Origin of the sequence: Falsochrobactrum tianjinense (assembly GCF_019100495.1) — a bacterium.
Taxonomy (GTDB): domain Bacteria; phylum Pseudomonadota; class Alphaproteobacteria; order Rhizobiales; family Rhizobiaceae; genus Brucella; species Brucella tianjinense.
The window spans coordinates 291,726-305,870 of record NZ_JAHRVA010000002.1 but is presented as its reverse complement, the minus strand read 5'-3'; the positions used below and the strand labels follow the sequence as shown (position 1 = coordinate 305,870).

Here is a 14,145-nt window from a genome sequence, read left to right as displayed (position 1 = left end):
GCATGTCCGATTGCAAGATGCATATGGACACTTAGCCGCAGATCCCGCATCCCTCCAAATGCGGACGCTCCAAGCTTCCGTCCTTCACTGAAGGTCGGAAGATGAAGGAAGCTCCTTGCTGTCATGCGTCTGATCGCGGTGGATCACGGCGCGGCTTAACAGCATGAGCGTTACCGGCGTTGTGACGACCACAAAGACAGCAATCAGCACTTCATGCAAAATCGGCTTGGATTGCAAGATGGAGAAAAATATGATCGATGCGATCAATATTCCCCCGGCTCCGAATGTAGAACCGATGGTAGGGGCATGCAGGCGCTCATAAAAGCTTGTGAAGCGCACAAGTCCGATGCATCCGATTAAGGTCAGGAGTGCACCGGCGACAAGAAAAAGCGAAACGAGAATAGCAGCCCAGACGGGCAAGTCAGCGGCTCCGATCATTCGATCACCTCCCCGCGCATCAGAAATTTGGCAAGCGCCACCGTTCCGACAAAACTAAGCAGCGCAATGATCAGAGCAGCCTCGAAATAGATGATGTTTCCTGTGCGGATACCGAATGTGAGCAGCAGCAGCAGCGAATTGAGATAAAGCGCATCGGTAGCCAGAATGCGGTCCTGCGCGCGCGGGCCGACCAACAGCCGATAGACACTACACCCCATGGCCGCGACAAGCATGAGCTGGGCGGCAAGCAGAGACCAGAAGATAATAACTGCGCTCATGCCGATTTCTCCTCTTTGGCTGGCTGTCCATCTTCGATTGCTTCTTTTGCACCGAATATGCGGATCAGCGGCAGCTCGTAACGCTGCTTGACCGTATCGCGCCAGGCTTTCGCGTCCTCCAGATCGAGCACATGGATCGTAAGGGTTCGGCGTGCCACATTATAGTCCACCCAGGCCGTTCCGGGCGTGGCCGTGATTATACAGGCAAGCACGGCCAGCCCCGCGCTGTTTTCCAGCTCAAGCGGAATGATGACGAACCCCGGGTGACGTTCTCGTCGCGGCGACAGAATCAGCTTCACTACAGCGATATTCGAGTTCAGAATATCCAGACTGACCGCTGCGAACAGTGATACGATTGCCGGAATGGAGCGTATATGGTTTTTCTTTGGCTCCAGCGCGGTCATGGCATGGCATGCAAGCAATGCGATGAGTACGCCAAGCAGAAACTGCGCGCGCGTAAAGCCGCTGAGCAGGAGCCAGAACAGAACCAGCGAACCAAACAGCAGCGGGTAAGGCAGGATTTTTTTCATTGCGCCTCCACCCTTTCTCCTCCTGCGCGCGGTGCGCTGAGGACGCTATCAATATAATCCTCCGGACTATGCAGGGCGCGCGCGGTCGCATCCATATACTGCATGGCCGGTCCGGCTGCGATGGTCAATGCCAAACACACGGCCAGCAGGCCGGCAATCGGCACCGCTTCGCGCACCAGGACGCGTGGCACATTGCCTTCCAGCGATGCCCAGAACGTGCGTATGCCGGTACGCGTCATCGCAATCAGCGCCGAGAGGCCGGACAGAAGAATGAGTGTAATGAACACCCAGCTTGCTGGGCTGACCGGCATGGCCAGTTGCGGCGTGCTGCCTTCGCCGTTGAACACGGCTGCAAGCAGAAGAAATTTGGCAATAAAGCCTGAAAATGGCGGCAGGCCAATCAGCAATATGGCGCAAATGGCAAAGAAGGTTCCAAGAATGGCGAGCGTTGCGGGCAGAACAGCCCCCACTTCCTCTTCCTCTTCTTCTTCCTCGTCATCGCCATAGGCTTCCATCGTCACGGCGAGAACGTTTGCAGCGGCGTCCTGACCACGCTCGACAAGCTCGATCAGCAGAAAAAAGGCGGCAATCGTCAGGGTGGAGCTGATCATATAGAAAAGGGCTGCGCCGGTCATCGTTGTATTGCCGCTGCCGATTGCGGCCAGCAGCGTGCCGGATGAGACCAAAATGCTGTAACTGGCAAGACGGCCCATTGCCTGCGATGCGACTACACCGATCAGCCCGAAAGCAAGCGTGACCATGCCGCCATAATAGAGCCAGTCATTGCCGAACCCGTAGGACGAGCCTGCGCCGATGCCGAACATCAGGGGCGAAAGGCGCAGCAGCACATAGATGCCAACCTTGCTCATGATAACGAAGATCGCGGCGACGGGTGCAGCGGCGGCGGTATAGGTTGGAGCGAGCCAGAAATTGAGAGGCCACATGCCTGCCTTGATGAGGAAAGCTACGCCAAGAGTCGCGGCCCCTGCTTCCAGAAGCATGCGATCTTCGGCAGCTACCTGTGAAATACGCTGGGCAAGATCGGCCATATTGAGAGTGCCGGTCACGCCGTAAATCAGGCTGACGCCAATCAGAAACAGCGACGAAGACACCAGATTGATCGCGATATAATGCAGGCCAGCCTTCACGCGTGCCGGACCGGAACCGTGCAGCGCCAAGCCATATGATGCGGCCAGCAGAACCTCAAAGAAGACGAAGAGATTGAACAGATCACCGGTAAGGAATGCGCCGTTCAGCCCCATCAGCAAGAGTTGGAAAATCGTATGAAAATGCGGGCTTGCCTTGTGCCAGTGCGCCAGTGCGAAGCTCAGTGCTGCCATTCCCAGCAAGCTGGAGAGAACGAGCATGAGCGCTGCCAACTGATCGAGCACCAGCACAATGCCGAACGGCGCAGGCCAGTTGCCAATCAGGTAGACATCGGCGCGTGGAGCCATTTCCCGTGCAATATTGAGTAGCGTGAAGGCGATTACGATCAGCATGAGGATCGAAATGGAGTTGATTGCCATTTTCAGCTTGCGCTTGCGCTCATCGAACATGAGCAGCAGCGCCGCAGTTACAAGCGGCAGGAGAATGGGGGCGATGATAAGATGCGATTTCCAGTCCATCATCAATTCTCCTTGCCATCAACATGATCGGTGCGTGTCAGCCCGCGTGAAGCGAGCAGCACGACAAGGAAAAGTGCGGTCATTGCAAAACCGATAACAATGGCAGTCAGCACCAGAGCTTGCGGAACCGGGTCCGTATATTGCGCCGCTTGAACATCGAGGCCGGATTCAAGCACGGGCGGCGCGTTGGTGCGCAATCTGCCCATGGAAAAGATGAACAGGTTGACGGCATAGGATACGAGTGACAAGCCGATGGCGACCTGAAAAGTGCGTGGGCGCAGAATGAGCCACACGCCCGAAGCCATCAGAACGCCGATTGCGACAGAGAGAACCAGTTCCATCAGTTCTCCTCCTTCGCAGCCGCGATTTTTTCAACGCGATGTTTGCGGATCGACTGGTGCGCAAGAGCGATCAGGATCAGGACTGTCGCGCCGACGACGAGCGCGAAAACACCGAAATCGAAAAGAAGAGCGCTTGCGGCAGGCATTCTTCCGATATGAGGTATGTCGATATACTGGAAGAAGGAGGTGAGGAACGGATAACCAAACAGCCACGCCCCCGAGCCCGTGGCAGCAGCGCATAAAAGCCCGATCCCGATCCAGCGCACTGGAAGAATGCGCAACCTGTCTTCCACCCAGCGGGTTCCTGCGGTCAGATATTGCAACAGGAAGGCGATCGCCAGCGTGATGCCGGCTGCAAAACCGCCGCCTGGCAGGTCGTGCCCGCGCAGGAACAAATGCACCGCCAGCACGATGATGACCGGGAACAGCCATTGCATGATGACCGAAGGTACGGCCAGATAATCCATCAATGTTTCGCCCGTTCTGCGGTCGGGCATGGCTTCGTCATAGGCATCCTGAATTCTCTGCTGCTCAGTCGATCCGGTGCTGTCGGGGGCTGGACGGAATCGTCGCAGAAGCGCGAAGACCGTTAGGCCGACAATACCCAGAACAGCAATTTCTCCGAACGTATCGAAGGCGCGGAAATCGACCAGAATGACGTTGACAACATTCCTGCCGCCGCCGCCTGAATAGGCATGCTCAAGGAAAAAATTGCCAATACTATCGGGCAGCGGACGTGTCATCGTCGCGTAAGCGATGATGAAAACGCCAACCCCACTGGTTATAGCCAACAGGAAATCTCGATAGCGGCGAATTTTCGGTCCAATTCTGGCCGGAACCGGATCGGGGTCCTGCCAGCGCTTGGGCAGCCAGCGCAGGCCCAGCAAAAGTAGAACGGTGGTGACGATCTCGACGAGCAATTGCGTCACGGCAAGATCCGGTGCAGACATCCAGATGAAGGTAATGCAGGTGACAAGCCCTGCCCCGCCGAGAAGAATCAGGGCTGCCAGCCGATGATACTTTGCCTGATAAGCCGCGCCGATTGCGCATGCGCCGCCCAATATCCACAAAGCCGCAAAAATTGGGTCGACAGGCTGTACTGCAAGGACACCCGCCTTGATGCCGCTATCGAGAATAGGCCATGCAGCCGCGACCAGGGCAACGGCCACCACGATACGCAGCTGTGGCTGAAGTCGGCGTGTACTCAGGAAGCTTTCCGCCTTACGTGCCCAGTTCCACGACAGTGTGACAAGCACCCGCTCAAAGATTCTCTGTCCCTGAAGATGGCGGAACAGCGGCGGGCCATCCTCGCTCGACGCCAGGTAATTTTTCAGCATCCAATGCAGGAAGATGCCGCCGATCATGGCGATGAAGCTCATCATGAGCGGCAAGTTCAAGCCGTGCCAGACGGCGAGGCTATAATTTGGTGTTGCATCGCCTAGAACCGACACCACAGCCGAATGTAGAAACGGTCCAATGGCAAGGCCGGGAACGATTCCAATCAGTAGACACAACAAAACGAGCAGCTCAATCGGCCGGCGCATCCAGGCAGGCGGCTCGTGCGCCTCCTTCGGCAGGTCGACCGGCGGCGGACCGAAAAAGGTCGAATAGATGAAACGTATCGAATAGGCGACTGTGAAGATGCTCGCCAGCGTCGCGACATAGGGCGTGACCGTGTCAAGCCATGAAACCATATGCGTTTCAACAGCTTCGGCGAAGAACATTTCTTTGGAGATGAAGCCGTTGAGAAGCGGAACACCGGCCATGGAGGCACTGGCGACCATTGCAAGGGTGGCCGTATAGGGCATCGCTCGCAACAGGCCACTCAGCTTGCGCATGTCGCGTGTGCCGGTTTCGTGATCAATAATGCCTGCCGCCATAAAGAGCGATGCTTTGAAGATAGCATGGTTGACCATATGGAAGATTGCCGCAACGGTCGCAAGCGGGCTTCCCAAGCTTAAAAGCGCTGTTATCAGGCCGAGATTGCTGATCGTCGAATAGGCCAGAAGCCCTTTCAGATCCTGCTGGAACACAGCGAAGAAACTTGCAATCAGCAGCGTCGTGAGCCCGCCGACCCCCAAAATCCAGAACCATTCTTCTGTGCCTGCAAAGACGGGCCAAAGACGCGCAAGCAGGAACACTCCGGCTTTCACCATGGTTGCCGAATGCAGATAGGCGGAAACCGGCGTTGGTGCAGCCATGGCATTCGGCAGCCAGAAATGGAACGGGAACTGCGCGCTTTTCGTGAAAGCAGCCATCAGGATGAGAAGGAATGCGACGGTATAAAGCGGATGCTGGCGAACGAGATTACCCGATGCCAGCACCTTGTCGAGATCATAACTGCCGACGATATGGCCAAGCAATATGACCCCGGCAAGCAAGCAAAAGCCGCCAATACCGGTGACTGTCAGCGCCATGCGCGCGCCGTCGCGGGCGCTGGCGTTCTGATACCAGTAACCTATCAGCAGGAACGAGAAAATGCTGGTCAGTTCCCAGAAGACAGCGAGCAGAATGATATTGCCCGAAAGGACAATGCCGAGCATTGCGCCCATGAAAGCTTGCAAAAAGGAAAAGAAACGCGGAACTGGGTCGTCCGGCGACATATAATAGCGCGCATAGATCACAACCAACAGGCCGATACCGGTTATCAGCATGGCGAAAAGCCAAGAAAAACCATCCATGCGCAAGGTAACGTTGAGGCCGTAGGCTGGCACCCATTCGATGGTGCCGCGCAGGACACGGCCATCTGAAACCACAGGATAGAGACTGGCGGTGATCACGAAAGCCACGAGTGCTATGGCTGCGGTAAACCATGCGGACCCGGTGCGGTCCACTCCCTTGAAAAGTCCGGTTACGGCGCTACCCAGAAAGGGAAGAAGGACAAGCAAAAAAAGCATTCTGCCGTCCGTCGTCATGCGCCACTGGCCTCCATTCCGTAATCAGGGTTGATCCGAAGCAGGCACCGCTCATGAAAACAGCAACAGGAACGCTCCGGTAGGTTGTCGAGAGGAATCATATATTCCGATGACCTTATTATGACCGGCTAACAGATATTATGGCAATAGCTTTCAATGACTTATCGCGATAATTTGAATCGTTTTATCCTACGAACGATCAGGAAATCATATCCTTGCGATTAGATTTCCCGAACAAGCGCTAAATAGCGGACATATTGCCGCGCATATTTTGCAAATGAATGACATGAGCTATCCAATTTAGCGGCGATCACTATGCTCCCAGTTTTATTCTTCCAGCAGAATCTGAGCCAATCGTTGCGCCTGTACGCGGATATCCGGAATGGCCGTTACCTCCCAGAAAGCACCTTTCGTGACCGGCCCAAGAGCGAAGAGTGATCCGGCAGTCTTTCCGCGCGCATCAAGGATTTGCAGATCGCTGGAAATATCCAGACCCAGATCAGTGACATCGGGCCTGGCTAACCCATTTTCCATGAGGCTTATGAGCGCGGGATTGCGCGTGGTTGAAAAGCGCGGATTGCCGCCCCGGCAGTCGATGATGGTGGCAACGTCGATTTCCTCCACAGTCCTCTCGCGCCTTTTGCGATAGCGGACCATGACTTGCCGATCTTTATTGTGCACGGCGACGAGATGGGCCGCCGTAATTCGAAGCTGCCCCGATGCACGCGCGCCTTCGATCCGGTCCGCAGTCGCAGGTGCCATGCGGTGCCGATGCACGTCCCACCAGGGCCGCAAATGTTGCAAAAAACTCTGCTTTTCGGCGGGCAGAAGATTTGCCCATATATGCTGCATATGTGGGTGTAATCCGTCTATGATGCTTCGCCAATCCCCGCTGCTCCCGACCAGAGCACGGATATGGCGCGCCAGGGCAGGCAAGCCGTTCGCAATGGGCAGATCCTTCTCGGCTATGGAGAGCGGTTGTGCTGAAATATGGCGCGCAGGCAACAGGCCGCGTCTGGAAATGGCATGGATCTCGGCTCTATGTCCTTTATCAAGCAACGAAATCACGCTGTCGATCATTGACAGGCCGGTGCCGAATATTGCCACCGGCTTGTCTGCCGGAATGCCGAAATAGCCGTTGCTGGACCAATATTCGGCCACATGCTCGCCAGAGGCGGCAATTGCCGTTTCATTGCCCGTGGCGATGATGAGCGCCTCGGCGGAAAACTTCTCGCCCGACATGCTCGTCACTTGCGGCTTGCCCTCGATCAGAGCAATATCGACCGCCTGCATGGCCTCAATGAAAACGCGCGGCGGGTTCATATCCAGATATGGCGCGAGCAGAGCATTCAGATAATGGCGATACAGGCCGCGCGGAGCAAAAGATTGCGCTTGCCAGCCCTGTTCTCCGACATCGCGCGAATTTGTTCGCAACCAGTCGAGAAAGTCTTCCGGCTTGTTGGGAAAGGCACTCATATTGCCCGCGCGGACATTGAGCAGATGATTTGGATTCTGCGTTGAATAGGCGATGCCCGCACCGATCTTGCCCGTGCTTTCGAAAATCTGCACCGTGGTATCGGATGACTGGCCCAGCAATTGTGCGGCCATGAGCACACCACTCGCGCCTCCCCCGATAATCATGAAAGACTTCAAATCGCTCGCACCTTGGTCTTGCGGTCATAATCCCATCAATTCGATCAGATTTTTCGCAAGGGTAAAAGCCCCAAAGCGGTGCTCCCAGTTAAACAGTGGTGTTCAAGGTGGCAGTTTCGGTGCCTTCGTCTCACAGCGGCGATGATCTCATGCAGCATCCCTATATGTTGACAGTGTGTTTCAGAAAATCAGGTTGGTTTAGACGCCACAATCACAATATTCATAGCGACACATCTTTCCGCCTCTCATTCCCGAAGGGGCATAATCATTGCAAGAACAGGATAGAAGAATGAGCAACAGCTTTATCGATTCTCTCAAGAAACGCCGGACCCAATATGCTCTTGGCAAGACCCTTCCGCTCTCTCAAGAAGCTGTCGCGAACCTGATCCGTGACGCGATCAAGCATGCGCCTTCGTCTTTCAATTCACAAAGCTCGCGCGCTATCGTCCTGTTTGGCGCCCAAAGCGAAAAACTATGGGGTCTTGTCAAGGAAGAGCTTCGCAAGATCGTTCCTGCCGATTCCTTCGCTGCTACTGAAGCCAAGGTCGACAGCTTTGCTTCCGGTGCCGGCACGGTCCTGTTCTTTGAAGATCAGGATGTGGTCAAGAATTTGCAAGAAAACTTTGCGCTTTACGCGGATAACTTCCCAATCTGGTCCGAGCAGGCTGGCGGCATGGCGCAATTTGCTGTCTGGCTGGCATTCTCTCATGCCGGTATCGGCGCGAGTCTTCAGCACTACAATCCGCTGATCGACACAGAAGTAGCTAAGGAATGGAATATACCTGCTTCCTGGAAGCTGCGCGCGCAGATGCCATTCGGTTCCCATGAGCAGCCGTTCCCTGAGAAGGAATTCATGGATGATTCCGAGCGTTTCAAGGCTTTCTTCTAATCTTTTCGCGCTCTAAAAGACTTGATAGTCAAGCCGCATGAAAAAAGCCGGATACGAATATTTCGCATCCGGCTTTTATTATGAGTACTTTCAGCCCGGCCTGTGCGTCTTGACAATGGATGGATCCGTCTCGATACGGCCCGCTCCGATAAGATCGAGACAATAAGGTACTGCTGGGAACACCGCCTGCAGGGTCATCGCGATGGAGGCAGGTTTGCCCGGCAGGTTGAGAATGAAACTCTTGCCGCGGATACCCGCGGTCTGACGCGAAAGAATGGCTGTCGGCGTCTGTTCGAGGCTCTTGCGTCGCATCAATTCTCCAAAGCCGGCCAGTTCCTTATGTAATATGGCCTGCATCGCCTCTGGCGTCTCGTCGCGCGGCGATGGGCCTGTGCCGCCCGTTGTCAGAACGAGATCGCAAGCCAGATCGTCGCACAGCTCTATAAGTGTGTCGCGCACGGATGCCATTCCATCGGGAATGACGCGTTTAACCACTTCATATGGCGGGATCAGAGCGCTCTTGAGCCAGACTTCAATCGCAGGACCGCTCAAATCCTCATATTCGCCGTGAGCGGCGCGGTCGGACACGGTGACGATTCCGATTTTCACGGCATATCCTTTCATATCGCTTCCGGCAGAGTTTATACTCTCCGGCCCGAACCTTGTGAAGCTTACAGCCTGAGGAACCTATATAAGGCCGCGAAAATGCTGTTGCTTTCCGGCCAAACTCGCGCTTCAATCCCGAAAGGGAGAGCAGGATGCCATTTCGGAATAGCCAGTATCACGGAACTTTCACGCCTGAAGATTTGCAGGTGTTGCAGGCTGCATATAATCATTGCTGTGTTTTGTTGAACCGCTCCCCCGCCGCCGATGAAGACAAAGAAAAGCTCGCTCGTACCATTATCAGAGTATTTCAGTCTGGTGAGCATGTGCCGGAAAAAATAGCGCAAATCGTGGCGTCTTCCGAGTTTCTCCGTAATTAAGAACAGCTACAGATTATAAACTTTTCCATGCTTGAATAGCGATCTATCCGTCGCCGCTATGGAGATGTCATTGAAGGCATTATCATAGTTACGAGCGTCGCTTCCGACCGTATTGTGAAATGTCATGCCTTTTTCGAGAGATTACTATTTCAAGCGTTTCAATACTGCCGAGCTTGAAATGCTACAGGCCGCTTATCTCAAGTCGTGCCAAGTGCTTGGGCGCTGCTCCGTGACATCACCACAAAAGGACGAGATGGCGCGTGAGATCATTCAGATTTATGAATGCGGTATTTTCAATCCCGACAAGATTGCCCAGCTTATGCTCCAGGTTGAAAGCGTCAAATCTAAGCCCTTGATCAAACAGGTTTTTGAACAGCCCTTTATCCTTCCTGCCAAACGCGCGTGAATGCTTCCGCTCCGCGGAATAGAAATTGTCCACGTGGCCCTTATAAGCATTTCGTAAACTTTGGATTCAGCTTTATCCGGTAATTTTTGATTAGCAATTAGCTCGGGACGAGCGTTGCAAGTGTTGGTCGATGGCATGTGGCGCCCATTTAGAGGCGGCCGGGTGCCTGGGTTGTGTGCGAGTATCATGCGTTTTATGGTTGTGTCAGCGATAGCGCTTGCCTGCACTGCTCTGGCGGGTTGCACGTCGAGTTCCGGTATTGACAGCATCATGTTGCAACCGTCCGATGAGACGACCAGCTCGGTTGTCCGGCCTATGCCGCCCGTGCCTTTGACCGACATGGCCAGTCGCGAACCGGCAATTGCGGCTGTCCCGCAGGAAGAAGTTCTTGCATGGGCCGGGCCGATACCCGACGCGGCACCCTTCAAAAGCCAGCCGCCGGCCCCTCTCCCCGAATACAGGCCGGAACAGGCAACCACTGTCCCGGTTTCCCTTCCCCGACCGGAAGTGGCGGCCTATCCGGCTGTACGTCTGGCACCGCAGCAGCACTCGAAAGTTTACCGCCAGCGCTTTCGTGACGCCATGCCGATCAATTTTGGCCGCACCTCGCCGCGCAAACATGCGGTACATGGTGTCGATGTCTCGCGCTGGCAGGGAAATATCGATTGGGCAACCCTGCGCAAGCAAGGGGCTAACTTTGCCTATATAAAGGCGACCGATGGCGGAGACCATCTTGATCCGATGTTTCGCAAGAATTGGCGCGACGCAAAGGCTGCCGGCCTGAAACGCGGTGCTTATCACTTCTTCTACTGGTGCCGGGTTGCCAGCCAGCAGGCCGACTGGTTCATCCGTAACGTGCCCAATGACCCCGATGCCCTACCGCCCGTTATCGATGTGGAATGGAATGGCGATTCATCGTGCAAGCGGCGTCCATCGCGCAAACATGTTCTGGAGAAAATGCAGGTCTTCATGGACAGACTGGAACGCCACTATGGAAAGCGGCCCGTTATCTATACCGCGCCTGATTTCTATGCCGATAATCTAAAGGGGGCATTTATCGACTATCCCTTCTGGCTACGCTCCGTCGCCAAGCATCCTTCCAAGGTCTATCCCGGTCGCCGCTGGGTCTTTTGGCAATATTCCGGCTCGGGTCTGTCGCAAGGGGTAAAGGGCAAAATCGACCTTAATGTCTTCCATGGCAATGAAGACCAATGGCATCGGTGGGTGGCAAGATTCGCGACCGGAACCTGACGACATCCACGCGACGCATTCGGAACAATCTCTATCGTAAAACGTTTGTCTCCTTATAAAGGGAGACCAAAATGTCTGTTCGTTTTCAAATTGCAGTCATTCTTAGTGTTGTGGTCAATGCCGTCCTCTTTGGCATGGGTGCGATCACTGTGCTTTCCATCCCTGCCCTATCGGAACACGCAAAATTCTGGCTACCCGCCGTCATCATTTTCAGCTTTTTGATTACGCCCATAGTGTCTTGGTTTATTGCGCCGCGTATGCGCAACCGCTATTGGCAAAAGCGAAAGGCAGCGGCGCACTAAAGCATGTCGCGGAAAAGTGGGAACTGTTTTTCCGATAAGGACATGCGCAAAACAAAAAGTTAAAGCGTGCCATATGAGTATGAGTAAATACGCTTCGCTTTAGGAAAAGAGATAGAGATGACGTTCTTTTTCAATCTCTTCACGGAATAATGATGGCAGGCGTTTTAGTTGTTATCGCAACCGCAACTTTAATGGAACCAGATGCGCAAGGATGTCATTTCCTTACAGGAGCGACAGCCGTGTTAACCGAACGCGACGGCACCGGAAAACGCAGGGATTTTTTCGGTTTCTTACTGCGGCCAACGAAATGGCAGACGAGTTCCTACCCCGTCCGGCTGTTGCTTCACCTAAGCCAGATTGCGATACTTAGCGCCGCAGGAATCGGTCTGCCGAATAAGGTGCCGGATCGGTAAATGGCCGCTCTCCGGTCATCATTTCAGCAAGTAAACGGCCACTGGCGGGCCCAAGTGTCAATCCATGATGGGCGTGGCCAAAATTGAACCACAGCCCCCGATGGCGCGACGCTTGCCCAATCACCGGTCGCATATCGGGCATGCAGGGGCGAAGACCCAACCACGGGCTCGTTTCGACCGGCTCGCCCAATTGCGGCACGAGACGGCGGGCAATTTTTTCGGCGCGCGCAAGCTGAATGCGGTTGGCGCTAGCATCAGGGGATGCAAACTCGATGCCAGTGGACAGTCTTACACCTTGCACCATAGGTGCGAGTACGTAGCCCGCCTCCTCATCGACCACCGTATGGCCAAGCCGCGCACCATCGCGCATCTCGAAATGCTGATGGTGTCCCCTTTTGATACCAAGCGGTAGCGAATAGCCGAATTTCTTGAAAGTAATGCCAGATTGCGGCCCAAGCGCGACGACGACATCGCGCGCGGCCACGATCCCTTCCGCAGTGGCTATCTGCCAGCGGTTGTTATTTTCCGTAAGCATAGCAGCATCGCCTTGAACGAAACATCCGCCATTTTTGCGGAAGAGATCCGCATAAGCCTGGACCAGACCTCCCGGATTGACGATTGTTTTGGGGTCGAGCCAATGAATGCCGCCCGCTACCACATCAAGCGTTTTCTCGCGCTCCCGAAGCGCCATGCTATCCAGGACATCGTAGGCAAGATTGAAGCGTTGCAATTGCGGCAGACGCCGGATGGCTTTATCGAAGGCTGGCTGATGGCGAAAAACCTCAATCCAGCCTTGTGCGCGCACCAGCCTCTGACATTCTGCCTGTGCGACAAGAGCGTCATGCTCACTCACACTGGCTTCGATGAGCGGTAGCATGGCGTCGGTTGCGATCTTCAGCCTTTCGGGCGAGGATTCGCGCCAATATTGGAAAAGCCAGCGCGCCATGCGCGGCACATAGAATGGATCATATCGCACATCGGAACGGCGGTTTAATCCATAGCGCAGCAGGGTCCAGAAGCCGCGTGGGAAAGAATATGGGATGACGCTTGAGCGTTCGATGAGACCAGCATTGCCGAAACTCGTACCCTGCCCCGGTTCACCACGATCAATAAGACAGACCGAACGCCCTCTGGCCTGCAAATGAAGAGCGGTGGAAACGCCGACAATGCCTGCGCCCAAAACGATGACATCTTCTTGTCGCATGATTGCCCCGCCAGTTCCCATTATGAAAGAGCGCACCGGTTAATGCCAGTGCGCTCTTTCATACAGCAAAGAAAAAACTTCTTTTCAAGCGATCAATAAATGTCGAAATCGAAATATTTCTCCACAATGGTCGCGTAAGTGCCGTCTTCGCGGATTTTCTTGATCGCCGCATTGAACTGCTCACGCAAGTCATCGTCTCCCTGGCGAAGAGCTATGGCCGTATCTGTCTGCGTTCCCGGTATGTCGCCGAGCAGCTTGCAGCAATCCGCACCATCCCCCTTGATCCATTCCGAGATCGGAAATTTATCCGATGCGACCGCATCCAGCCGCCCGTTTTTGAGATCGGCATTGGCTTCATCGGCGGTTGGATAAAGCCTCACCTCTGCGCCGGCCTTGCCGTAGACATCTTCGGCATAGGCGCTCTGCGTTGTCGAGCCTTGTGTGCCGATGGTCTTGCCATCGAAGGCTGATGGATCAAGCGATGTGATCGGGCTGTCTTTTGGCACCACAACGGAAAGCGGCGTGGAATAGTATTTGTCGGTGAATGCGACTTGCTTCTTACGGTCTTCCGTAATGCTCATGGATGCAATGACGGCATCGAACTTGTTTGCCTGAAGGCCCGGAATCATGCCGTCCCAATCATTGGCGACAATCTCGCACTTGGCTTCCATGGCTTTACAAAGCGCTTGCGCAATATCGACATCAAGCCCCTGTAGCGAGCCATCGGCCGCAACGAAGTTGAAGGGCGGGTAAGCGCCTTCGGTGGCAATGCGGATTTCTTTCCATTCCTTCGCTTGCGCCGGAAATGCAGCGAGAATGGATGCCACCCCTGCGAACAGGATAGATTTTAACATGATGTTCCCCTTGTTGCCTGATATTATTTTGTTTTGAAGCATTGCTCTGCATATGCAGAACAA

General features: G+C 54.6%; 15 protein-coding genes. 5 read left to right on the top strand and 10 right to left on the bottom strand.

The genetic code is table 11. The features are described from left to right. Positions 1 to 84 precede the first annotated feature (84 nt). From mnhG to KUG47_RS07005, 7 genes are all read right to left on the bottom strand, one after another. Positions 85 to 438 carry a monovalent cation/H(+) antiporter subunit G gene (gene mnhG, locus KUG47_RS07035; protein ID WP_217677237.1) on the bottom strand — a complete coding sequence of 118 codons (354 nt, stop codon included), beginning with the start codon at positions 436 to 438 and terminating at the stop codon, positions 85 to 87. Next, the gene (locus KUG47_RS07030; RefSeq protein ID WP_217677236.1) at positions 435 to 716 is read right to left on the bottom strand and encodes a K+/H+ antiporter subunit F; all 282 of its coding nucleotides are present in this window, start codon (positions 714 to 716) and stop codon (positions 435 to 437) included. Before KUG47_RS07030 ends, mnhG begins: the two co-directional genes overlap by 4 nt. Then, positions 713 to 1,246, bottom strand: coding sequence for a Na+/H+ antiporter subunit E (locus KUG47_RS07025; RefSeq protein ID WP_217677235.1), 534 nt, complete (start codon positions 1,244 to 1,246; stop codon positions 713 to 715). The genes KUG47_RS07030 and KUG47_RS07025 overlap by 4 nt, the downstream gene beginning before the upstream one ends. Continuing rightward, positions 1,243 to 2,871, bottom strand: a complete 1,629-nt coding sequence (locus KUG47_RS07020) for a monovalent cation/H+ antiporter subunit D (RefSeq protein WP_217677400.1) — start codon at positions 2,869 to 2,871, stop codon at positions 1,243 to 1,245. Before KUG47_RS07020 ends, KUG47_RS07025 begins: the two co-directional genes overlap by 4 nt. A gap of 2 nt (positions 2,872 to 2,873) precedes the next feature. Then, positions 2,874 to 3,212 (bottom strand): Na+/H+ antiporter subunit C, encoded by a 339-nt coding sequence (locus tag KUG47_RS07015; RefSeq protein WP_217677234.1) that lies wholly within the window; start codon positions 3,210 to 3,212, stop codon positions 2,874 to 2,876. Continuing rightward, complete coding sequence (locus KUG47_RS07010; protein WP_217677233.1) at positions 3,212 to 6,127, bottom strand: monovalent cation/H+ antiporter subunit A; 2,916 nt, start codon at positions 6,125 to 6,127, stop codon at positions 3,212 to 3,214. Before KUG47_RS07010 ends, KUG47_RS07015 begins: the two co-directional genes overlap by 1 nt. A 327-nt stretch (positions 6,128 to 6,454) precedes the next feature. Continuing rightward, positions 6,455 to 7,780 carry an FAD/NAD(P)-binding protein gene (locus KUG47_RS07005; protein ID WP_217677232.1) on the bottom strand — a complete coding sequence of 442 codons (1,326 nt, stop codon included), beginning with the start codon at positions 7,778 to 7,780 and terminating at the stop codon, positions 6,455 to 6,457. Between the two features lie 289 nt (positions 7,781 to 8,069). On the opposite strand from KUG47_RS07005, the gene KUG47_RS07000 reads away from it, so the two are divergent. Beyond that, positions 8,070 to 8,669 (top strand): nitroreductase family protein, encoded by a 600-nt coding sequence (locus KUG47_RS07000; protein WP_217677231.1) that lies wholly within the window; start codon positions 8,070 to 8,072, stop codon positions 8,667 to 8,669. A gap of 90 nt (positions 8,670 to 8,759) precedes the next feature. Here KUG47_RS07000 and mog read toward each other — a convergent pair whose 3' ends face one another. After that, positions 8,760 to 9,278 (bottom strand): molybdopterin adenylyltransferase, encoded by a 519-nt coding sequence (gene mog / locus KUG47_RS06995; protein ID WP_217677230.1) that lies wholly within the window; start codon positions 9,276 to 9,278, stop codon positions 8,760 to 8,762. 149 nt (positions 9,279 to 9,427) lie between these two features. Between mog and KUG47_RS06990 the strand changes: the two genes are divergently transcribed. The 4 genes from KUG47_RS06990 to KUG47_RS06975 all read left to right on the top strand — a co-directional run bounded on the left by KUG47_RS06990 (position 9,428) and on the right by KUG47_RS06975 (position 11,611). Beyond that, positions 9,428 to 9,652: a hypothetical protein gene (locus KUG47_RS06990; protein ID WP_217677229.1), complete on the top strand. Its 225-nt coding sequence runs from the start codon at positions 9,428 to 9,430 to the stop codon at positions 9,650 to 9,652. A 124-nt stretch (positions 9,653 to 9,776) separates the two neighbouring features. Next, a complete protein-coding gene (locus KUG47_RS06985; RefSeq protein ID WP_217677228.1) occupies positions 9,777 to 10,058 on the top strand; it encodes a hypothetical protein in 282 nt (93 codons plus the stop codon). A 186-nt stretch (positions 10,059 to 10,244) separates the two neighbouring features. Next, complete coding sequence (locus KUG47_RS06980) at positions 10,245 to 11,309, top strand: glycoside hydrolase family 25 protein (protein ID WP_217677227.1); 1,065 nt, start codon at positions 10,245 to 10,247, stop codon at positions 11,307 to 11,309. Between the two features lie 71 nt (positions 11,310 to 11,380). Then, complete coding sequence (locus KUG47_RS06975) at positions 11,381 to 11,611, top strand: hypothetical protein (RefSeq protein ID WP_217677226.1); 231 nt, start codon at positions 11,381 to 11,383, stop codon at positions 11,609 to 11,611. A gap of 366 nt (positions 11,612 to 11,977) precedes the next feature. Here the strand turns inward: KUG47_RS06975 and KUG47_RS06970 are convergent, their stop codons facing one another. Together KUG47_RS06970 and KUG47_RS06965 are read right to left on the bottom strand one after the other, a co-directional pair. Continuing rightward, the gene (locus tag KUG47_RS06970) at positions 11,978 to 13,228 is read right to left on the bottom strand and encodes an NAD(P)/FAD-dependent oxidoreductase (RefSeq protein ID WP_217677225.1); all 1,251 of its coding nucleotides are present in this window, start codon (positions 13,226 to 13,228) and stop codon (positions 11,978 to 11,980) included. A 92-nt stretch (positions 13,229 to 13,320) separates the two neighbouring features. Then, entirely contained in the window at positions 13,321 to 14,082 is a 762-nt protein-coding gene (locus KUG47_RS06965) for an ABC transporter substrate-binding protein (protein WP_217677224.1), read from the bottom strand. Between the last annotated feature and the right edge of the window lie 63 nt (positions 14,083 to 14,145).